At 68.5% G+C, this 21740-nt stretch carries 16 protein-coding genes; 12 read left to right on the top strand and 4 right to left on the bottom strand.

Translation table 11 applies throughout. The annotated features are described in order from the left end of the window. Positions 1 to 43: 43 nt before the first annotated feature. Entirely contained in the window at positions 44 to 2470 is a 2427-nt protein-coding gene (pbpC, locus tag FHW84_RS03510; RefSeq protein WP_167252712.1) for a penicillin-binding protein 1C, read from the top strand. A 92-nt stretch (positions 2471 to 2562) separates the two neighbouring features. On the opposite strand, the gene FHW84_RS03505 is transcribed toward pbpC, so the two are convergent. From FHW84_RS03505 to trxA, 3 genes are all read right to left on the bottom strand, one after another. Then, positions 2563 to 3558: a hypothetical protein gene (locus FHW84_RS03505; protein ID WP_167252711.1), complete on the bottom strand. Its 996-nt coding sequence runs from the start codon at positions 3556 to 3558 to the stop codon at positions 2563 to 2565. A gap of 247 nt (positions 3559 to 3805) precedes the next feature. Beyond that, complete coding sequence (rho, locus tag FHW84_RS03500; RefSeq protein ID WP_167252710.1) at positions 3806 to 5563, bottom strand: transcription termination factor Rho; 1758 nt, start codon at positions 5561 to 5563, stop codon at positions 3806 to 3808. A 166-nt stretch (positions 5564 to 5729) separates the two neighbouring features. Further along, positions 5730 to 6056 (bottom strand): thioredoxin TrxA, encoded by a 327-nt coding sequence (trxA, locus tag FHW84_RS03495; RefSeq protein ID WP_167252709.1) that lies wholly within the window; start codon positions 6054 to 6056, stop codon positions 5730 to 5732. A gap of 428 nt (positions 6057 to 6484) precedes the next feature. Here trxA and FHW84_RS03490 point away from each other — a divergent pair, with 428 nt between their 5' ends. The 5 genes from FHW84_RS03490 to ung all read left to right on the top strand — a co-directional run bounded on the left by FHW84_RS03490 (position 6485) and on the right by ung (position 11685). Next, a complete protein-coding gene (locus tag FHW84_RS03490; protein ID WP_167252708.1) occupies positions 6485 to 8236 on the top strand; it encodes a DEAD/DEAH box helicase in 1752 nt (583 codons plus the stop codon). 115 nt (positions 8237 to 8351) lie between these two features. Beyond that, the gene (gene ftsE / locus FHW84_RS03485; protein ID WP_167252707.1) at positions 8352 to 9029 is read left to right on the top strand and encodes a cell division ATP-binding protein FtsE; all 678 of its coding nucleotides are present in this window, start codon (positions 8352 to 8354) and stop codon (positions 9027 to 9029) included. A 26-nt stretch (positions 9030 to 9055) separates the two neighbouring features. Further along, positions 9056 to 10006: a permease-like cell division protein FtsX gene (gene ftsX / locus FHW84_RS03480; RefSeq protein ID WP_343203558.1), complete on the top strand. Its 951-nt coding sequence runs from the start codon at positions 9056 to 9058 to the stop codon at positions 10004 to 10006. A 132-nt stretch (positions 10007 to 10138) separates the two neighbouring features. Further along, complete coding sequence (locus FHW84_RS03475) at positions 10139 to 10984, top strand: response regulator (protein WP_167252706.1); 846 nt, start codon at positions 10139 to 10141, stop codon at positions 10982 to 10984. Next, positions 10981 to 11685 (top strand): uracil-DNA glycosylase, encoded by a 705-nt coding sequence (ung, locus tag FHW84_RS03470; RefSeq protein WP_167252705.1) that lies wholly within the window; start codon positions 10981 to 10983, stop codon positions 11683 to 11685. Before FHW84_RS03475 ends, ung begins: the two co-directional genes overlap by 4 nt. Positions 11686 to 11730: 45 nt before the next feature. On the opposite strand, the gene FHW84_RS03465 is transcribed toward ung, so the two are convergent. Then, on the bottom strand, positions 11731 to 12048 hold the full coding sequence (locus FHW84_RS03465; protein WP_167252704.1) for a hypothetical protein: 318 nt from the start codon (positions 12046 to 12048) through the stop codon (positions 11731 to 11733). A gap of 332 nt (positions 12049 to 12380) precedes the next feature. Here FHW84_RS03465 and rpoH point away from each other — a divergent pair, with 332 nt between their 5' ends. The 6 genes from rpoH (at position 12381) to FHW84_RS03435 (ending at position 21590) form a co-directional block, all read left to right on the top strand. Continuing rightward, positions 12381 to 13238 carry an RNA polymerase sigma factor RpoH gene (gene rpoH, locus FHW84_RS03460; RefSeq protein WP_167252703.1) on the top strand — a complete coding sequence of 286 codons (858 nt, stop codon included), beginning with the start codon at positions 12381 to 12383 and terminating at the stop codon, positions 13236 to 13238. A gap of 91 nt (positions 13239 to 13329) precedes the next feature. Next, a complete protein-coding gene (locus FHW84_RS03455) occupies positions 13330 to 14031 on the top strand; it encodes a response regulator transcription factor (protein WP_167252702.1) in 702 nt (233 codons plus the stop codon). Positions 14032 to 14041: 10 nt separating this feature from the next. Further along, complete coding sequence (locus FHW84_RS03450) at positions 14042 to 15511, top strand: HAMP domain-containing sensor histidine kinase (RefSeq protein WP_167252701.1); 1470 nt, start codon at positions 14042 to 14044, stop codon at positions 15509 to 15511. Positions 15512 to 15759: 248 nt separating this feature from the next. Continuing rightward, positions 15760 to 18963 (top strand): efflux RND transporter permease subunit, encoded by a 3204-nt coding sequence (locus FHW84_RS03445; RefSeq protein WP_167252700.1) that lies wholly within the window; start codon positions 15760 to 15762, stop codon positions 18961 to 18963. Next, positions 18956 to 20161: an efflux RND transporter periplasmic adaptor subunit gene (locus FHW84_RS03440; RefSeq protein ID WP_167252699.1), complete on the top strand. Its 1206-nt coding sequence runs from the start codon at positions 18956 to 18958 to the stop codon at positions 20159 to 20161. Before FHW84_RS03445 ends, FHW84_RS03440 begins: the two co-directional genes overlap by 8 nt. Further along, positions 20145 to 21590 carry an efflux transporter outer membrane subunit gene (locus FHW84_RS03435; RefSeq protein WP_167252698.1) on the top strand — a complete coding sequence of 482 codons (1446 nt, stop codon included), beginning with the start codon at positions 20145 to 20147 and terminating at the stop codon, positions 21588 to 21590. The genes FHW84_RS03440 and FHW84_RS03435 overlap by 17 nt, the downstream gene beginning before the upstream one ends. Positions 21591 to 21740 lie beyond the last annotated feature (150 nt).

The following is a 21740-nucleotide window of genomic DNA, read 5'->3' as shown; positions in this document are numbered from 1 at the left end:
GCTGGGCCGCGCGCTCCGCGCGGCCCGGTTGGCAACCCGATCGATGAGCACTTCCGCTCCCTCCAGCCAGAAGACGCCGCCTCGCCGATGGTGGCGTCGTTTATGGCGCGTGCTCGTCGTGGGTAGTCTTGGCGCCCTGCTGGCGGCGGTGCTGCTGGATCGCCTTTTCCCATTGCGCCTGCCGGCGCCGGATACCGGCAGCACCGTGGTGCTGGCGAAGGACGGTACGCCGCTGCGCGCTTTTGCCGACAGCGATGGCGTGTGGCGCTATCCCACGTCGGCCGGACAGGTGTCGCCGCTGTATCTGAAAGCGCTGCTCGCTTATGAGGACCGCGCGTTCTATCGCCATCCCGGCGTGAATCCGTTGGCCTTGGCGCGCGCGGCTTGGGGTGTGCTGCGTCATGGCCGTGCTGTCTCCGGCGGTTCCACCTTGACCATGCAGGTGGCGCGCATCGTGATGCCGATGCCGCATACGGTCACCGGCAAGGTGGTGCAGATCTTCCGCGCCCTGCAGCTGGAAGCGCATCTGAGCAAGGCGCAGATCCTGGATATCTACCTCAACCACGCGCCTTTCGGCGGGCCGATCGAAGGCGTGGAGGCTGCTTCATGGGCTTATCTCGGCAAGCCGGCACGACAGCTGTCGCATGCCGAAGCGGCCTTGCTCGCGGTGCTGCCGCAATCGCCCAGCACGTTCCGTCCGGATCGCCATGCGGAAGCGGCGCGGCGTGCGCGCGACAAAGTGCTCAAGCGCATGCAGGACGAGGGGCTATGGAGTGCGGCCGAGGTTGCGGACGCCAGGCTGGAACCGGTGGCCGCACGCTCGCTGCGCTCGCCGCTGGATGCGGCGCTGCTGGCGGAACGCCTGCACCGCGAGCAACCGGGCGAGCGGCGCATCGTCACCACCATCGACGCCAACCTGCAGCGGGCGGTGGAGGACCGCGTCAGCGAGTACCTGTCGCGCATGCCGCCGCGCACGTCGGCCGCAGTGCTGGTGGTCGACAATGCCACGCTGGAAACGCGCATCTATGTGGGCACCGCCGAGTTCGCCGATCCGCGCCGGCTCGGCCATGTCGACATGGTGCGCGCTCCGCGTTCGCCCGGTTCCACGCTCAAGCCTTTCCTCTATGGCTTGGCGCTGGACGATGGGCTGATCACCTCGCAAAGCCTGCTGGTCGATGCGCCGCAGGATTTCGGCGGTTATCGTCCCGCCAACTTCGATGAGGCTTTCCGCGGGCCGGTGAGCGTGGCGCAGGCGTTGCAGCAGTCGCTCAACGTGCCGGCTGTCGATGTGCTCGATCGCGTCGGGCCGAATCGCTTCGTGGCGCGCCTGGCCAATGGCGGCATCGATCTGCGCTTCCCGTCGGGTGGCTCGCCGAGCCTGGCAGTGATTCTCGGTGGCGCCTCCACACGGTTGGAGGAACTGGTCGGTGCGTACTCCGCGTTCGCCAACAGCGGCGTGGCGGGCACGCCGCGCTACACGACGGCGCAGCCGGCACAGCCGCGGCGGCTGCTGTCGCCGGGGGCGGCATGGATCATCCGCGACATCCTCTCCAGCAATCCGGCCGACGTCACCGGCGCGCCGCTCGACGGTAGCTTGACCGCGCAGAGCGCCATCGCCTGGAAGACCGGCACCAGCTACGGCTACCGCGATGCGTGGGCCATCGGCGTCACCGACGACTGGACCTTCGGCGTATGGATCGGCCGCCCCGACGGCACGCCGTCGCCAGGCCAATACGGCGCGGTGACGGCGCTGCCGCTGATGTTCAACGTCGCCAGCATGTTGCCGAACACGCATGCCAACCCGCGCTCGCCACGCCCGGCGTCGGTGAGTGCGGTAGATATCTGCTGGCCGCTTGGTGGCCTCGCCGGCAGCACGTCGCCGGCGCTATGCCGCGACCGCCGCACCGCATGGACGCTGGATGGCGCCGTGCCCCCCACGTTTCCCGAGCGCGATGTCTCCGCCTGGATGGGCGGCTTGGTGACCTTGCGCGTCGACGCGCACCAACGCCGCCTCAGCGCCACCTGCCACGGTGCAGGCGAGCACGCCGTGACACTGGCCCGCTGGCCTGCGCTCGCCACGCCATGGCTGGCATCCGCGGATGCGGCAGCCTCTGCTCTGCCGCCGTTGGCGCCGGGCTGCGAACCCGATTCACTGGAAGTGGCCAACCCGATCCGTATTGCCGGCATCAGCGATGGCGCGGTGCTGCGTGCCGCACCCCATAGCGATGCGCCGCTATCCATCACCTTGCGTGCGCTGGGCACGGTGGAGCAGGTGCAATGGCTGGTGGATGGAAGGTTGCAGGGATCGAGCTCCGGTGCTGCCCCGATGCGCGTGGCGCTGCCACAGGCGGGGATGCATCAGATCACCGCTTTGGCGGACCATGGCGCCTTCGCGCACATGTCGCTGTCTGTCTTGCCGCCGCTCGTGTCGCCTGCACTTGGCCCCCGCTCGCGCTTGACGACGCCATAGGTTTCCCGCTGCCAGGTTTGAGGCGTCCGATGTGGCAATGAGAGGAAGGCAAGCGGCCTGTCCGCTTCTTCTTCCATCGCGGCGACCTTCATTCAATACGCCATATTGAACGCCGCCCGCGGACTGACAAACGCCCGCGTGTTATGCCCCGCAAAGCTCACCTGCGCCCCCACGATCAACCCATACTGGCTGTTGAAGTTGTACTCGATGCCCGGCGTCACGCTGAAGACCGAGCTGTAGTCGTCCGTACGCTGCATGGCCCAGTGCCGGCCGTCCTTGCGGCGCACCTTGCCGTCGAGCCATGCGCGTCCCTGGCGGTTGGCGCTCACGTCCATGGCCAGCACCCAGCGCGGATCGATGCTGTATTCGGCGCCTACGCTGAGGTTGAACTGCGCGCCGGGATGGTAGCGTCCGCGGAAGCCGCGCGGTGTGTTGTACACGCTGATGTCGCGCAGGCGCACGGCGGGTGGGCGCGGGCTCCACGAGAGTTGGCCGCGGATGCGCAGGGGGCGGTCGTTCGGCATCCAGAAGGTGCGCTGTGCGAGCAGCGAGAGGGTGGTGCGGCGTGCGCCGCTGCCCATGCCGTCGAAGGCGTGGTCGCGCAGCGAGTCGTAGGGGGCGGTGAGCAGGTTGTGCTGCACGAAGAACGAGATGGCGGCGCGGGTGCCGTCGCGGCTCGGCGCCTGCAGCAGGTATTGCAGGCGCACCGAGGCGTCGGTGGCGCGCATGGCGGTGGTGTGCTTGCCGTTTTCGGAGGTGTGCGTGGCGCCGAGGTTCAACTTGCCGGTGAGGCGCGGCGTGATGCCGTAGGCGATCGGCAGCAGCACCTGCCACTGCGAATACGGATGCGCGAGCTTCCTGGTGTTTCCCGAGCGGTCGTAGCGTTCGTTCGCATACAGGTAGATGAGATTGGGCGTGAGGATGAGCGCGCCCTTGCCCACGGTATTGGGATTGGACGTGACCAGCGTGCCGGTGTAGTTGATCTCGGGAAGAATGCGGTCTTCCGCCAAGGCGGCCGGCGCGAAGGCCAGCAGGAGCAGAGGCAGATAACGTGCGAATCCCGGTTGCTGCGCTTTCGTGTGCTGCATGAGCGTATGCCTCTCGCGTTAGGGAGAAGCTTGAATACACTCAGCCAGAAACCCGAATAAATGCGGCGAACTCCGAAATATTTGCGCACATGCGCGGCCGTATTCGCCGCAAGCCGCATGTGGCTTGGGCTAGCCACGATGGCTTAGGGAAGACTCCCAATTTTCAGTTGGCGTGCGGTGCGTCCGCCTGCGCCAAAAAATAAGGCCGGCATGGAGCCGGCCTTATCGAGCGGAACGCGGTGAGGCGTCAGCGCTTCATCGAGTTGAAGAACTCGTCGTTGGTCTTGGTGTTCTTCATCTTGTCCAGCATGAACTCCATCGCCGCCAGCTCGTCCATCGGATGCAGCAGCTTGCGCAGGATCCAGATCTTGGAAAGCATGTCCGGGTCGATCAGCAGATCTTCGCGGCGGGTGCCGGAGCGGTTGATGTCGATGGCCGGGTAGACGCGCTTCTCGGAGATGCGGCGGTTCAGGTGCACTTCCATGTTGCCGGTGCCCTTGAACTCTTCGTAGATCACCTCGTCCATCTTGCTGCCGGTGTCGGTCAGCGCGGTGGCGATGATGGTCAGCGAGCCGCCTTCCTCCACGTTGCGCGCGGCGCCGAAGAAGCGCTTCGGGCGCTGCAGGGCGTTGGCGTCCACACCGCCGGTGAGCACCTTGCCGGAGCTGGGCACCACGGTGTTGTAGGCGCGGGCCAGGCGGGTGATGGAGTCGAGCAGGATGACCACATCCTTCTTGTGCTCGACCAGGCGCTTGGCGCGCTCGATCACCATCTCGGCCACCTGCACGTGGCGCACGGCGGGTTCGTCGAAGGTGGAGCTGATGACCTCGGCGCGCACGGTGCGGGCGATTTCGGTCACTTCCTCCGGGCGCTCATCGATCAGCAGCATGATCAGATGCACGTCGGGGTGGTTGTACTGGATGGCCTGCGCCACGTTCTGCAGCATCATCGTCTTGCCGGACTTCGGCTGCGACACGATCAGGCCGCGCTGGCCGCGGCCGATCGGCGCCACCAGGTCGAGGATGCGGCCGGTGATGTCTTCGGTGGAGCCGTTGCCGCGCTCGAGATGGAATGCCTTGCGCGGGAACAGCGGCGTCAGGTTCTCGAACAGCATCTTGTTCTTCGATGCTTCCGGCGGGTCGCCGTTGATGTCGTCGACCTTCAGCAGCGCGAAGTAGCGCTCGCCTTCCTTCGGGTGGCGCACGCGGCCGGTGATGTAGTCGCCGGTGCGCAGGTTGAAGCGGCGGATCTGGCTGGGCGAGACGTAGATGTCGTCGGGGCCGGCCAGGTAGGACTCGTCGGCCGAACGCAGGAAGCCGAAGCCGTCCTGCAGGATTTCCAGCACGCCCTCGGCCCAGATGCCGCCGCCGGAGCGGGCATGGGCCTTGAGGATGCTGAACACCACGTCCTGCTTGCGGGCGCGGGCGACGCCTTCCTGGATGCCCAGCGATTCGGCGAATTCCAGCAGCTGGATCGCGTTCTTGCGCTTGAGCTCGGTGAGGTTGATCAGGCGGTCGTTGCTGCCGGCGTCGGCGTAGTCGTCGTCCACCGGCAGGCCGTTGTTGTTGCGGACGTGCTGCTGGCCACCACCGCCACCCTGGCCGCGCTGCTGCTGTTGCGGCTGGTTGTTGTTGCGCTCGTGGCGCCGGCGGCGGCCGCGGTCATTACGGTCGTTGCGGCGGTCGTTGTTCGGATTCTGGCCGCCCTGCTGCTGGGGCTGGCCGCCCTCGCGGGCCTGCTGCGGCGGCGCGCCCTCGCGGGGTGCGGCATCGCCCTGGAAGCTGCCGGGCGCCTGGTCCACCGGCAGGCTGGCCTGCACGGGGATGGGCGGCAGCGGCGGCGGCGGCTCGAACGCGGGCTTTTCCACGCGGGGCGCGCTCTCGGCGGCGGCTGCTGCGGCGGCTGCGGCGGATTTACGCGGTGCGCGGGTGCGCGGCGTTTCGGACGCAGTCTTGGGCTCGGCGCTCTTGGCGTCGTTCTGGTCTTGGCTTTCGATATCAGACACGGGCAAACCTCACGGGGCGCCGTTAATCACAGGAGGGAAGGGTGCGCGCGGGGCGCGAAGGGCGCGGGGGACGGGAGTCCCGACAGGCCCGGGGAATCTAACACCCGCCGCGCGGCGCCGTAAAGCGGGCGGCGGGTGCGAAAGATCCGGTATTCGGATCGAAGGCTCAGATCGACTTGTCGATCAGCTGCTTGAGCTGGCCCTTGCTGACGGCGCCGATCTGGGTGGCCTCGACCTTGCCGTTCTTGAACACCATCAGGGTGGGGATGCCGCGCACGCCGTAGTCGCGGGGCGTCTTCTGGTTGTGGTCGATGTTGATCTTGGCGATGCGCAGCTTGCCCTCGTACTCCTGGGCCAGTTCGTTCAGCGCCGGCGCGATGGCCTTGCAGGGGCCGCACCATTCGGCCCAGAAGTCCAGCAGGACGGGGGTATCCGACTCCAGCACTTCCTTCTGGAAGGCGTCGTCGCTCACGTGGGTAATCAGGTCGCTCACCGGGGTCTCCGATTGACAGGCGGGGGATGGTTTGACGACCGCGCGGCCAGCATCGGCTACACTGGGGCGCCCATGAAGCGCGGGTCGGACCGGAATAAGGAAGTGATGCCGTTGCGGCAGGCCTCCATTCCAGCGTAACTCAGGGCACGATTCAAGCGATTCAAGGGCCGCCTTCGCGGCAGTTCCGGCGATATAGGAAAACGGGCAAGGGGCCTGTTTCCCTATGTCGGCGGAACTGCCGGTCGCCTGGGCCCGCCACCTCGGCGCCAGTCGCGAGGCGCACCGCGGTAACCCGCGAGCCCTCGCCGCTGACCGGCCAACCCGTCGCGCTGGCCGGCGCCGCACCTTAACCCGTCCTTCAGGCTTTCCGACCGCCGCCGGGACAGGGCGAGCCGCCACCCGGCCGCCTACCTCACCGACTCTTATCCATGTCCGAAACCGTTCTTACCGATACCTTTTTCACCAATTTCGACCTCCATCCGCTGCTGCAGCAGGGCCTCGACGAGGCGGGCTTCACCCGCTGCACGCCGATCCAGGCGCTGACCCTGCCCATGGCCCTCACCGGCCGCGACGTCGCCGGCCAGGCCCAGACCGGCACCGGCAAGACCTGCGCCTTCCTGGTCGCCCTGATGAACCGCCTGCTGACCAGCCCGGCCGTGGCCGAGCGCAAGGACAGCGACCCGCGCGCCCTGATCATCGCCCCCACCCGCGAGCTGGCCATCCAGATCGACAAGGACGCGCGCAATATCGGCCGCCACACCGGCCTGAAGACCGCGCTGATCTACGGCGGCGTCGACTACGACAAGCAGCGCAAGCAGCTGCAGGACGGCTGCGACATCATCATCGCCACGCCCGGCCGCCTGCTCGACTACTACAAGCAGCACGTGTTCGGCCTCAACGGCGTCGAAGTGATGGTGATCGACGAGGCCGACCGCATGTTCGACCTCGGCTTCATCAAGGACGTGCGCTTCATCTTCCGCCGCCTGCCGGCGCGCGAGCAGCGCCAGGTGCTGCTGTTCTCGGCCACGCTCAGCCACCGCGTGCTGGAGCTGGCCTACGAGCACATGCACAACGCCGAGAAGCTGGTGGTGGAGACCGAGAACGTCACCGCCGACCGCGTGCGCCAGGTGGTCTACTTCCCCTCCAAGGAGGAGAAGATGCCGCTGCTGCTGAACCTGCTCGAGCGCACCAACCCGAGCCGCAGCATCATCTTCGTCAACACCAAGATGGCCGCCGAGCGCATCACCGACCGCGTAAAGCGCCAGGGCTACCGCGTCGGCGCGCTCTCGGGCGACGTGCCGCAGCTGAAGCGCCAGAAGCTGCTGCAGCGCTTCCAGGACGGCCAGCTCGACATGCTGGTGTGCACCGACGTGGCCGCGCGCGGCCTGCACATCCCGGCGGTCAGCCACGTCTTCAATTACGACCTGCCGCAGGACGCCGAGGACTACGTGCACCGCATCGGCCGCACCGCGCGCCTGGGCGCCGAGGGCGACGCGGTCAGCTTCGCCTGCGACCTGTACGCCATGTCGCTGCCGGACATCGAAACCTATATCGGCCAGCGCATTCCGGTGGCGGCGATCGATCCCGAAATGCTGGTGATGCCCAAGCCGCGCGAGATCGACGCGCAGTACGCCGCCGACGCCGCGGCCGACAGCGCCGCGTTCGGCGACAAGGTCGAGAGCCGCGAGAAGGACGGCGGCGGACGCGGTCCGCGCAGCCGCAGCGGGTCCGGCGAGCGCCGTTCGGGCGAGCGCCGCTCCGGCGAAGGCCGCTCCAATGAGAGCCGCTCCAGCGAGGGCCGTCCGCCGCGCGAGCGCAAGCCGCGCGAAGCCGTGCCGGCAGCCGATGAAGCCGTGCAGGCCGTGGCCGTGCATGCGGAAACCCCGGCCGGCGGCGATGCCGCCGGTGCGGAAGGCCCGAACAAGCGCCGCCGCCGCCGTGGCGGCCGCGGCCGCCGCCGCGAGGGTGCGCCGGTGGAGAACGCCGCTCCGGCCGCCGCCGCTGGCGAAGGTTCGCGCGGCAATCGCGACGGGCATCGTCCCCAGCGCGAGCGCGGCGCCGATGCCGGCCCGCGTCCGTCGCGCCAGGTGGCGGCCACCGCCGCCGTGCACGCGAAGGAAACCGCGCCGAAGAAGCCCGGTTTCTTCCGCCGCCTCGCGCGCTTGTTCACCGGCCGCTGAACCTGCTTGCCGCCGCGCACGCCGATCGCGTCGCGGCGGCCTGCGCGGTGATCGTTTTGCTGCGCGCATCCCTTATCCTTGCGGGCAGTGCGGCATCAGGGATCGAGGACACGCGGTGATCCGCTTCGACCAAGTCAGCAAACGCTACGAGGGCGGCCATGAGGCGCTCTCGCAGCTGTCTTTTCAGGTGGCGGCGGGCGAGATGGCCTTCGTCACCGGCCATTCGGGCGCCGGCAAGAGCACGCTGCTGAAGCTGCTCGGGCTGATCGAGCGCCCGTCGCACGGCAGCATCTCGCTCGATGGGCAGAACCTGGCCAAGATCGGCCGCGGCGGCATTCCCAAGCTGCGCCGGCGCATCGGCATGGTGTTCCAGGACCATCGCCTGCTGATGGACCGCACCGTCTTCGCCAACGTGGAACTGCCGCTGGTGATCGGCGGCGTCGCCCCGGCCGAGCGTGGCCGGCGCGTGCGCGCCGCGCTGGAGAAAGTCGGCCTGCTCGCCTACGAGCGGCAGCTGCCGGCCACGCTGTCCACCGGCGAGCAGCAGCGCGTGGGCATCGCCCGCGCCATCGTGGCCAAGCCCACCTTGCTGATCGCCGACGAACCCACCGGCAACCTCGATCCGCAGCTGGCGGTGGAAATCATGGGGCTGTTCGCCGAATTCCAGCAGGTGGGCACCACCGTGCTGATCGCCAGCCACGACCTGCCGCTGATCAAGCGCATGCGCAAGCGCGTGGTGGTGCTGGACCACGGCCGCCTGGTGGCGGACATCGCCTCGGAGGAGGTGCTGTGAGCGCCCCGCAGAACCTCGATGCGCCGATCGTGGCCGAGCCGAACCGGGTCGAACGCAGCCGCCCGCGCCCCGTCGCCAGCTGGCGCGACCACCACGCCTGGAGCGCCGGCGCCAGCCTGCGCCGCTTGATGGCGCGCCCGGTCGGCACCTTGCTGACGGTGGCGGTGATGGCGCTGGCGCTGGCCCTGCCGCTTACTTTCTATCTGCTGCTGGGCAATGTGCAGCAGCTCGGCGCGGCGCTGGGGCAGAACCAGGCGGTGTCGGTGTTCATGCAGCCGGGCCAGACCGGGCCGGCGGTGGAGCTGATGGCGACCAAGCTGCGCGAGCGCGCGGACGTGGCCTCGGTAACGGTCAAGAGTCCGCAGCAGGGCATGGACGAACTGGCCCGGATGCAGGGCTTCTCCGGCGCGCTGAACACGCTGGACAGCAACCCGCTGCCCTATGCGGTGGAAGTGCTGCCCAAGCCCGGCGCCAACGCCGACGACGTGGCCCGCCTGGTCACCGACCTGCGCGCCCTGCAGGGCGTGGACCTGGTGCAGGACAGCGGCACCTGGCGCCAGCGCCTGGACGCGCTGCTGGGGGTGGGCAACCGGGTGGTGCTGATCCTGGCCGGCCTGCTGGCGCTGGCCGTGCTGCTGGTGGTGGGCAATACGGTGCGCGTGGACATCGCCAGCCGCAGCGAGGAGATCGGCGTGCTGATGCTGATCGGCGCCAGCGGCGCCTTCGTGCGCCGGCCTTATCTGTACGCGGGCATCTGGTACGGCCTGTTCAGCGGCGTGCTGGCCGCCGGCATGGCGCTGCTGATCGAGATGGCGCTGGCCGAGCCGGTGACACGGCTCGGTCATGTCTACGAGGGCAAGCTTCAGCTCGGCATGCTGCCGCTGTGGCTGCTGGGCGCGGTGCCGCTGGCCGCGGCGGTGCTGGGCTGGCTGGGCGCGCGCCTGGTCAGCGCCTGGCAGCTGCGCAAGGCCGCTTAGGACAATAACGAAAGTGACGCCGGTCGCAGGCAGCTGCCGCGCCGGCAGGGCAAGATGCCCGGATGAGAGGGCGCAAGGGGGCGTCCATCGATGGTTCGGCAAGGAGGCCGCTGAGCGTGGATGGATCGGTCAATGAGTGAAGGTTTCAGCAACCGCATCGTCAGCGCCGCGCCGCGCGTGCTGGTGGTGGACGGTTCGAAAGTGGTGCGGCAGCTGATCAGCCGCGTGCTCAAGGTGGAGCTGCCGGACGCCGAGGTGGTGGGCTGCGCGAGCGGTGCGGAAGCGCACCAGCTGCTCGAGGGCGGCGTGTTCGACTTCATCACCATTGCTCTGCGCCTGCCGGACATGGACGGCCTGGAGCTGGCGCGCTACGTGCGCGAATCGGCGCCGCAGATCTATGTGCCCATCGTGGTGGTGTCCGGCGACGTCGACGACCGCCTGCATCGCCGTACCCTGGGCGAGCACGTCACCGATTACTTCGACAAGTCGCTGGGCTTCCAGGCGCTGGCCGAGTTCATCCGCGGCTATGTGCGCCCGGAGAGCTCGGCCGAGGGCGAGGTGCTCTACGTGGAGGACAGCCGCGTGGTCGCCCTGGCCACCCGCCGCATCCTGGAGAAATACGGCCTGACCGTGCGCCACGTGATCAGTGCCGAGGACGCACTCGCCTGGCTGGATGTGGCCAAGGCGCAGGGCCAGATCGGCGCCGACCTGGTGCTGACCGACGTCAGCCTGAAAGGCGAGCTCACCGGCGGCGACCTGCTGGAGCGCATCCGCCGCGACTACGCCTACGGCAAGGGCCGCCTGCCGGTGCTGGTGATGACCGGCGACGAGAATCCCGCCAACCAGGCCGCGCTGCTCAAGGCCGGCGCCAACGACCTGGTGGAGAAACCGATCGAGGAGAAGCTGTTGATCACCAAGGTGCTGTTCCAGCTGCGCGTGGCGCGGCATCTGCGCCAGCGCGACGACCAGGCCGCATGAACGAGGGCCGGGTCAAGCTGGAGCCGTCCTGGAAGGAGCGCATCGGCGCCTATCTGGAGCGGCCGCAGATGCAGGCGCTGTCGGCCTTCCTGCGCAGCGAGAAGCAGCACGGCAAGGTGATCTTCCCGCCCGGACCGGAGATCTTCGCCGCGTTCGAGCACACGCCGTTCGAGCAGGTGCGGGTGGTGATCCTGGGGCAGGACCCTTACCACGGCCCCGGCCAGGCGCATGGGCTGTGCTTCTCGGTGCGGCCGGGCGTGCCGCCGCCGCCGTCGCTGCAGAACATCTTCAAGGAGATCCAGCGCGACCTGGGCATCGCCCCGCCGGACCACGGCTGCCTAACCCCCTGGGCCGACCGCGGCGTGCTGCTGCTCAACGCGGTGCTGACGGTAGAGCAGGGCCAGGCCGCCTCGCACCAGGGCAAGGGCTGGGAAGGCTTCACCGACGCGGCCATCGACGCGCTCAACCGCGAGCGCGAAGGGCTGGTGTTCCTGCTGTGGGGTTCGTATGCGCAGCGCAAGGGGCAGCTGATCGACAGCAGCCGGCACTGCATCCTGCGCTCGGTGCACCCGTCGCCGCTGTCGGCGCACCGGGGGTTCCTGGGCTGCGGGCACTTTTCCGCGGCCAACCGCTATCTGGAAGAGCACGGCCAGGCGCCGATCGACTGGTCGCTGCCCCGGCGCAGCGAACTGGCCGCCTGACGGCGAGGAGGGTGCCGGCGGCACCCTCCGTGGAATCCCCTGCGATCAGGGCGCCCGCGGCGCCAGCGGCGGGGGCAGGGCGGTGGCCGTCGAGGTGGCGGACAGGTCCGGCCGGTACGGCCGCACGTCCAGCAGGGCGCGGCGCTGGGCCGCGGTGGCGGACGGCTCGCCGCACCAGGCCAGGCAGGTGGAGTACTGCGCCATGCATGCGGCGATGTTCGCCGCATTGTTCGGGTCCTTGTTGACGCAACCCTGGTAGCCCTTCAGGCACACCGTACAGTTCGGCTCGGCGGCGACGGAGCCGGCGAACAGGCCCGCCACGCCGGTGGTCGCGGCGATCAACAGCCATTTTGCAACGCGCATCTGGTTTGCTCCTTGGAGAGTGAATGTCCGCATGGAACGCCCGGCACCCCGCCGGGCCGGTCGATGGGACGCCTCCGGGGCGCCGCCTGTCTGTCGGCGCAGCCCCCGCCGCACGGTAGGAAAAGCCTTACGTGAAGCTTGCGGTGAGGTTCGATTAACGGGGACTTGAGGGCCGGGCGGCTACCGTGGCCTGCGTCTGGACAGGAACCCCGTATTCCTGTACGATTCGGTTCAATAAAGCAGCCGGGATCACCCGCTGAGGAACTCCCGACCGCTTTAGCACTCTCACTGAGGGAGTGCTAAGCTGAATTCGACCCCAGGAGGATCCACACATGTCTCAAGCTTTGGTGACCGCCAACCTGCCGGTGCCCAGCGTCGTCGGCAGTCTGGATGCTTATATTTCGGCGGTACACCGCATCCCGGTGCTCAGCCAGGAAGAAGAGCAGGCGCTGTCGCGCCGCTATCAGGAAGAAGAAGACCTCGCATCCGCCCGCAAGCTGGTGATGTCCCATCTGCGCTTCGTGGTCCACGTGGCCCGCGGCTACAGCGGCTACGGCCTGCAGATCGGCGACCTGATCCAGGAAGGCAACATCGGCCTGATGAAGGCGGTCAAGCGCTTCGACCCGGACCAGGGCGTGCGCCTGGTCAGCTTCGCGGTGCACTGGATCCGTGCCGAAATGCACGAGTTCATCCTGCGCAACTGGCGCATCGTCAAGGTGGCCACCACCAAGGCGCAGCGCAAGCTGTTCTTCAACCTGCGCAAGAGCAAGAAGCGCCTGGGCTGGATGAACGCCGAGGAAGTGCGCGTGGTGGCGAAGGACCTGGGCGTGCCGGAAGCGACCGTGCGCGAAATGGAAGCCCGCCTGTCCGGCCGCGACATCGGCTTCGAAGCCCCGGCCGACGCCGATGACGACGCCAAGCCCGCGCCGGCCGCGTTCCTGATCGACGAAGGCGCCGACCCGTACGACAACATCGCCGACGCCGACCAGGCCGACAACCAGCTCGAAACCCTGAGCGACGCCCTGCAGAAGCTGGATCAGCGCTCGCGCGACATCATCCAGCGCCGCTGGCTGAACGAGGAAAAGGCCACCCTGCAGGACCTGGCCGACGAGTACGGCGTCTCCGCCGAGCGCATCCGCCAGGTCGAGGCCAATGCGATGAAGAAGATGCGCGGCCTGTTCGCCGCCTGATTCTCCGTTGCAGCGTTACGATTGCCGACGGCCCCACCCGGGGCCGTCGGTTTTTGCGACACGACAGATAGACGTCCGGACGTCCATAGCCATGCCCAGAGTCCTGGTCATCGAAGACGACGAGGTTACCGCCCGCGAGATCGTGGCCGAGCTCAGCGTGCACGGCATGACCGCCGAATGGGTGGCCGACGGCCGCGAGGGCCTGGCCCGCGCCAGCGCCCAGGCCTACGACCTGATCACCCTGGACCGCATGCTGCCCGGCCTGGAAGGCATCGAAGTGGTCGAGGCGCTGCGCCGCCAGCAGATCGAAACGCCGGTGCTGATGATCAGCGCGCTCAGCGAAGTGGACGACCGCATCCGCGGCCTGCGCGCCGGCGGCGACGATTACCTGACCAAGCCCTTCGCCCCCGACGAGATGGCCGCGCGCGCCGAAGTGCTGCTGCGCCGCCGCCAGCCGCAGCCGCACGACACGCGCCTGCGCGTCGGCGAGCTGGAACTGGACCTGGTGCGCCACGTCGCCTTCCGCAACGGCCAGCCGCTCACCCTGCAGCCCACCGAATACCGCCTGCTGGAATACCTGATGCGCCATTCCGGCCAGGTACTCACCCGTACCATGATCTTCGAGGCGGTGTGGGGCTTCCATTTCGACCCCGGCACCAATGTGATCGACGTGCACATCGGCCGGCTTCGGCGCAAGATCGACGGGTCCGGCCAGGTGCCGCTGATCCGCACCGTGCGCGGCACCGGCTACATGATCACCTCGGCACCCCAGAACGCGGCGGCCCCGCCGTGAGGTTATCGGCATGAATCGCCCCAACGCCTGGCGCTCCGCCACCTCCCGCCTGATCCTGATCTACGGCGCGCTGTTCGCCGTGTGGGGCTTGGTGCTGGTCGGCGTCATCCAGTGGGAGACCACGCGCTATCTCAATACCGTGATCGACCAGATGCTGGAACAGCGCATGCACTATCTGGCGAACACCGACACCTCGCGCCTGCCCGCCACGGTGGACGCCGCCATCACCATCGACCCGCACGGCGTGATGTCGGTGGGCCTGTTCGACGCCGCCGGCAAGCCGCTGGCCGGCAATATCGCGCGCATGCCGGCGGAGCTGGCCGCCGACAGCAAGGTGCGCCTGCTGGCGCAGGGCCTGCCGCGCCCCGACCGCGACGGCAGCCGCGTGCGCGCCCGCGCGCTGGCCACGAAGCTCGCGGACGGCCGCGTGCTGGTCATCGCCAAGGACAACAGCACCGTCGACGGTCTCGGCGCCGTGGTGTGGCGAGCGCTGCTGTGGGCGGTGTCGCTCACCATCATTCCCGGCCTGCTCGGCGGCTTCCTGCTGCGCCGCGGCCCGGAAAAACGCATCCGCATGCTGCAGCAGGCCACCGATCCGATCCGCCAGGGGGACCTCGCCAAGCGCCTGCCGGTGAGCAGCCGCGGCGACGAAGTCGACGTGCTGGCGGCCATCGTCAACACCATGCTCGACGAGATCGAGCGCCTGATGAACGAAGTGAAGGGCGTGTGCGACAACATCGCCCACGACCTGCGCACGCCGCTCACCCGCCTGCGCGCGCGGCTGTACCGCGCGCAGCAGCAGCTGGCCGAGCAGCCCGAGGCCGCGCTGCTGGAAGCGAGCATCGTCGACATCGACCAGGTGCTCGGCCGCTTCCGCGCGCTGCTGCGCGTATCGGAACTGGAAGACGGCCGGCGCAGCGCCTGCTTCGACGAGGTGGACCTGGGCAGCGTGCTGCAGCAGGTGCACGAGTTCTACGCGCCGGTGGCGGAGGACCGCGGCCAGCCTTTCGTGCTCGATATCGAACCCACGGTGTCGGTGCGCGGCGACGCCCATCTGCTGTTCGAGGCGCTGGCCAACCTGGTCGGCAACGCCATCAAGTTCACCCCCGCCGGCGGCGAAGTGCGCCTGCGCGCGCGCATGGACAGCCGCGGCCCGCGCATCAGCATCCTGGACCAGGGCCCCGGCATCCCCGCGAACGAGCGCGATGCCGTCACTCGGCGCTTCTACCGCGGCGATAACAGCCGCGCGATGCCCGGCTCGGGCCTGGGCCTCAGCATCGTCAGCGCGATCGTGCGCCTGCACGGCTTCGCGCTGGATATCGGCGAGCAGAAGGAAGGGCCCGGTTCGCGTATTACGCTGTACGGCTATACGGTGAAGCCGGGGGAAGTGCCGGGTACCTGCCTGTCGCGCACGGTGCAGGCGCCGCTCGACGAAGCAAGCCTTCTCCCCTCCGGGGAGAAGGTGCCGGCAGGCGGATGAGGGGCGGGTGCTTGCGGTAGCGCCGCTACGAAGAGAAGAAAGGCTCTTACGTCTCTTGCGACCCTCAGCCTGACGCTCCGCCCGGCCCCTCACCCCAACCCTCTCCCCGGAGGGGAGAGGGGGCTAGGTCGTCTCGGCGTGGGGGGGTAAATCAATAATGAAAATATCTTCATCCGGATAACCGAACGCCCGGCCGGGGTGCCGTGGCAAAATTTCGCGACGCAACATTCGCGCTCGGAATCCCCCGCATGCTTGGCATCGTCCGGATCGCGCTCTCGCGGCCCTACACCTTCGTCGTTCTCGCCCTGCTGATCATGATCATCGGCCCGCTGTCTGCGATGCGGACGCCGACCGATATCTTCCCGGACATCAAGATTCCGGTGATCAGCGTGGTGTGGCAGTACACCGGCCTGCCGCCGGACCAGATGGCGGGGCGCATCGCCTCGCCGTTCGAACGCGTGCTCACCACCACGGTGAACGACGTCGAACACATCGAGGCGCAGTCGATCAACGGCTTCGGCGTGATCAAGATTTTCTTCCAGCCGACGGTGGACATCCGCACCGCCAACGCGCAGGTCACCGCGGTCGCGCAGACCCTGCTGCGCCAGCTGCCGCCGGGCATCACGCCGCCGCTGATCCTCAACTACAACGCCTCCACCGTACCGATCATCCAGCTGGCGCTGTCGGGCAAGGGGCTGAGCGAGCAGAACCTGGGCGACCTCGGCACCAACGCGGTGCGCCCGGTGCTCACCTCGGTGGCGGGCGCGTCGATCCCGTATCCGTTCGGCGGCAAGACGCGCCAGGTGCAGATCGACATCGATCCGGCCGCGCTGCAGGCGCGCGGCCTGTCGGCGCAGGACGTGGCCAATGCGCTGGCCGCGCAGAATCTGATCGTGCCGGTGGGCACGCAGAAGATCGGCGAATACGAATACACGCTGCAGCTCAACAACGCGCCGTCGGACATCCGCGCGCTGGGCGACCTGCCGATCAAGACGGTCAACGGCACCACCGTGTACATCCGCGACGTGGCGCAGGCGCGCGACGGCAACCCGCCGCAGAGCAATATCGTGCACGTCGACGGCGGCCGCTCGGTGCTGATGACGGTGCTGAAGAACGGCTCGGCCTCGACCCTGGCCATCATCGACGGCGTCAAGCAGAAACTGCGCGACGCGAAGGACAGCTTCCCCGACACCTTGCAGATCGCGCCCATCGGCGACCAGTCGCTGTTCGTGCGCGCGGCCATCGGCGGCGTGGCGAAGGAAGGCATCATCGCCGCGGCGCTGACCAGTTTGATGATCCTGCTGTTCCTGGGCAGCTGGCGCTCCACCGTGATCATCGCCACCTCGATCCCGCTGGCGATCCTCGGCTCCATCATCGCGCTGTCGGCGGTGGGCGAGACGCTCAACATCATGACCCTGGGCGGCCTGGCGCTGGCGGTGGGCATCCTGGTGGACGACGCCACGGTCACCATCGAGAACATCAACTGGCATCTGGAACACGGCAAGGACGTGGAGACCTCGATCATGGACGGCGCGCGCCAGATCGTGACGCCGGCCTTCGTCTCGCTGCTGTGCATCTGCATCGTGTTCGTGCCGATGTTTTTCCTGGAAGGCGTGGCGCGCTTCCTGTTCGTGCCGATGGCCGAAGCGGTGATGTTCGCCATGATCTGCTCGTTCATCCTGTCGCGCACCCTGGTGCCGACGATGGCGAAGTACCTGCTCAAGCCGCACGCGCCGCACACCGACGAGCACGGCAACAGCGCTGCGCTGCCGCCTTCGTCCAACCCGCTGGTGCGTTTCCAGCGCGGCTTCGAGGCGCGCTTCGAGCGCGTGCGCGCGGCCTACCGCGACCTGCTGGCGATGGCGCTGGAACACCGGCGCGTGTTCGTCGGCGGCTTCCTCGCCTTCGTGGTGGCTTCGTTTGCGCTGGTGCCGTTCCTGGGCCGCAACTTCTTCCCCGCGGTGGATGCGGGCCAGATCCTGATGCACGTGCGCGCCCCGATCGGCACGCGCGTGGAGGAGAGCGCCACCATCTTCGCCAACGTGCAGGCGGCGATCCGCCGCATCGTGCCGCCGGAGGAACTGGGCACGGTGGTGGACAACATCGGCCAGCCGATCAGCGGCATCAACACCGCTTACAACAACACCGGCACGATCGGTTCCTGGGACGGCGACATCCAGATCGCGCTCAACGAAGGCCACCGGCCCACCGCCGGGTACGTGCGCCGCATGCGCGAAGAACTGCCGCGGCAGTTCCCGGGCGTGACCTTCTCGTTCCCGCCGGCGGACATCATCAGCCAGATCCTCAACTTCGGCTCGCCCGCGCCGATCGACCTGCAGATCCGCGGCAACAACCTGCCGCAGAACTTCGCCTACGCCAACACGCTGCTGCGCGAGATCCGCCGCGTGCCGGGCGTGGCCGATGCGCGCATCCAGCAGTCGCAGGCCAACCCCACCTTCGCCGTGGACGTGGACCGCACCCGCGCGCAGCTGCTGGGCGTGACCGAGCGCGACGTCACCAACAGCCTGGTGGTGAACCTGGCCGGCTCCAGCCAGGTGGCGCCGACCTTCTGGCTGAATCCGCAGAACCAGATCTCCTACCCGATCGTGATGCAGACGCCGCAGTACAAGCTCGATTCGCTGTCGGCGCTGGAGAACATCCCCGTCACCTCCAGCGGCGGCGGCAGCTCGCAGCTGCTCGGCGGCCTGGCCACGATCAAGCGCGGCACCAGCAATGCGGTGGTGAGCCAGTACAACATCCAGCCGATGGTGGAGATCTTCGCCACCACGCAGGGGCGCGACCTCGGTGCCGTGGCGGCGGATATCCAGAACATCGTCGCCGCGCACGCCAAGCAGCTGCCGAAGGGTTCGTCCACCGCGCTGCTGGGTCAGGTCAAGACCATGAACAGCGCGTTCTCCGGCCTGATCTTCGGCCTGCTCGGCGCGGCGGTGCTGATCTATCTCTTGATCGTGGTGAACTTCCAGTCGTGGAGCGATCCGTTCGTGATCATCACCGCGCTGCCCGCGGCGCTGGCCGGCATCGTGTGGATGCTGTTCGCCACCGGCACCACCTTGTCGGTGCCGGCGCTCACCGGCGCCATCATGTGCATGGGCGTGGCCACGGCGAACTCGATCCTGGTGGTGAGCTTCTGCCGCGAGCGCCTGGCCGAGCACGGCGACGCGCACCTGGCGGCGATGGAAGCCGGCTTCGTGCGCTTCCGTCCCGTGCTGATGACCGCGCTGGCGATGGTCATCGGCATGGCGCCGATGGCGCTGGGCCTGGGCGAGGGCGGCGAGCAGAACGCCCCGCTGGGCCGCGCCGTGATCGGCGGCCTGATCTTCGCCACGGTCGCCACGCTGTTCTTCGTTCCTGTCGTCTTCCGCATCATCCACGCGCGGCATGGCCGCGCCGCCGACCCGGCTTCGGTTTCCGGAGAGCCCGTCCATGTCTAACGCTCCTCACACCCCCCGTCCCGTGCCGGTGCACCGCCTGCGCCGCGCCGGCATCATCGGCGCCGTCGTGGTCGTCGCCGTGGTCGCCGCCGGCGTGGTCACCCGCGCCAACGACGCGCGCAAGCTCAAGGACTGGACCGACCAGCAGGCCGTGCCCACGGTGAGCGTGGTGCCGGTCGAACGCAGCGCCGCCGGCGCCTCGCTCGACCTGCCGGGCCGCCTCGAAGCCTATGCGCGCGCGCCGATCTATGCGCGCGTCAGCGGTTACCTGAAATCCTGGAAGGTCGACATCGGCGCGCCGGTGAAGGCCGGCCAGCTGCTGGCGGAAATCGAAACGCCGGACCTGGACCAGCAGCTGCTGCAGGCCAAGGCGGACCTGGCCAGCGCCGAAGCGAATGCCGCGCTGGCCGCCACCACCGCCAAGCGCTGGCAGGCCATGCTCGGTTCGGATTCGGTCTCGCGCCAGGAAGTGGACGAGAAGACCGGCGACTTCACCGCCAAGCAGGCCATCGCCAAGGCGGCCAAGGCGAATGTCGACCGCATCGAGGCGCTGAAGGGCTTTACCCGCATCGTCGCGCCGTTCGACGGCATGGTCACCGCGCGCGAGACCGACGTCGGCGCGCTGATCAACGCCGGCAGCGGCAGCGGGCCGGAACTGTTCGTGGTGTCCGACGTCCGCAAGCTGCGCGTGTACGTGCGCGTGCCGCAGAACTACGCGCCGTCGATCAAGCCGGGCGCGATCGCCACCTTGTCGCTGCCGGAGTATCCCGGCCGCACCTTCCAGGCGCGCGTGGAAGCTTCCGCCGGCGCGGTGGCCGCCGAATCCGGCACCACGCTGATCCAGCTCGCGGTCGACAACGCCGACGGCAAGCTGATGCCCGGCAGCTTCGCCAGCGTGCGGCTGGACCGCCCCGGCGACGCCGCCGCGCTGCGCGTGCCGGCCAGCGCGCTGATCATCGACGACAAGGGCACGCGCATCGCCACGCTGGGCGCGGACAACAAGATCGCCTTCAAGCAGGTGACCATCCTGCGCGACTACGGCAAGACGGTGGAGATCGGCTCGGGCCTGGGCGCGGACGACCGCGTGATCGAAAGCCCGCCGGACGGCCTGGTCGACGGCGACCAGGTGCGCACCGCCGAGAAGGACAACACCGAACTGGCCAAGAACCAGGGGCGCGGCAATGCAAAGAAGGCCTGAGCGCGTTCTCGCCCTCGCACTGGCCGCGCTGCTGGCCGGCTGTTCGCTGGCGCCGGCGTACAAGGCGCCCGAGGTGCCGGTGGCCGAGCAGTTCCAGGAGCACGGCGAGGCCTACGGCAAGAGCTGGGTGGCGGCGCAGCCCTCGGACCAGCTGCCGCGCGACGGCTGGTGGACGCTGTACGGCGACGCCCGCTTGAGCGATCTGCAGCAGCGCCTGCTGAAGAACAACGCCGACCTAGCCGCTGCCTTGGCGCATTACCAGCAGGCGCAGGCATTCAGCCAGCAGGCGCGCGCGGGGTTGTTCCCGCAGGCGGGCCTCAATGCCAATGCGCAGCGCGACCGCCAGTCGGATACGCGTCCGCTGCGCGGTGCCACCTCGCCGGCCAACTACGACAGCTACACGCTCGGTGCCGAGGTCGATTACGAAGTGGACCTTTGGGGCCGCGTGCGCAATACGGTCGAAGCGGGCAAGGACGATGCGCTGGCCGCGGCCGCGGATCTGGCCTCCGCACGCCTGAGCCTGCAGGCGCAGCTGGCCGACAACTACCTGGTGCTGCGCGGACTCGATCAGCAGATCCAGCTGCTGAAGGAAAGCATCGCCGCTTATCAGAAGGCGCTGGAGCTGACGCAGACGCGCCACAGCGGCGGCATCGCTTCGGGCCTGGACGTGGCGCGCGCGCAGACGCAGCTGTCCTCGGCCAAGTCGCAGTGGTCGCAGACGCAGGCGCAGCGAGCGCTGGTGGAGCATGCGATCGCGTCGCTGGTCGGCGAGTCCGCTTCCCATTTCTCGTTGCAGGCCGACACCGCGGCGCTGCCCTTGCCGACGGTGCCGGTGAGCGTGCCGTCGACGCTGCTGCAGCGCCGTCCGGATGTGGCCGCCGCCGAGCGCCGCGTCGCCGCGGCGAATGCGCGGATCGGCATCGCGCGCGCGGCGTATTTCCCGTCGCTGGGTTTAAGCGCGCAGGGCGGTTTCCAGAGCGACCGCTATGGCGGCCTGTTCACGGCGCCCAACCAGTTCTGGGCGATCGGCCCGACGGCCTTGCTCACCTTGTTCGACGGCGGCCGCCGCAAGGCCGGCGTCGAAGCGGCCAAGGCCGCCACCGAGGAAGCCGGCGCGCGCTATCGCGGCGTGGTGCTCAACGCGTTCCAGCAGGTGGAGGACAACCTCGCCCAGCTCGATCACTTCGGCATGGCCCGCAACGACCAGCAGGATGCGGCGGACGCGGCGAAGCGTTCGCTGGATATCGCGATGGATCGGTATCGGCAGGGCGCGGTGGGCTATCTCGACGTGGTGCAGGCGCAGACGGCGGCGCTGGATGCGCAGAGAACCTTGCTGGATCTGGATACGCGGCAGCTGCGGGCGAGTGTGCAGCTGGTGCGGGCGTTGGGTGGCGGGTGGACCACCGACGATTTAGCCAGCGCCAAATAGAGAATCCTTCTCCCCGCCGGGGAGAAGGTGGCGGCAGCCGGATGAGGGGCGGGTGCTCGCGGTAACGCTTCTACGGGGCGAGGAAAAGCTTTAAGGCTTGTACCGACCCTCAGCTCACCGCTCCGTCCGGCCCCTCACCCCAACCCTCTC

The organism is Dyella sp. SG562 (genome assembly GCF_011759495.1).
Classification (GTDB): Bacteria; Pseudomonadota; Gammaproteobacteria; order Xanthomonadales; family Rhodanobacteraceae; genus Dyella_D; species Dyella_D marensis.
This window is presented reverse-complemented; position numbering and strand designations above follow the sequence as displayed.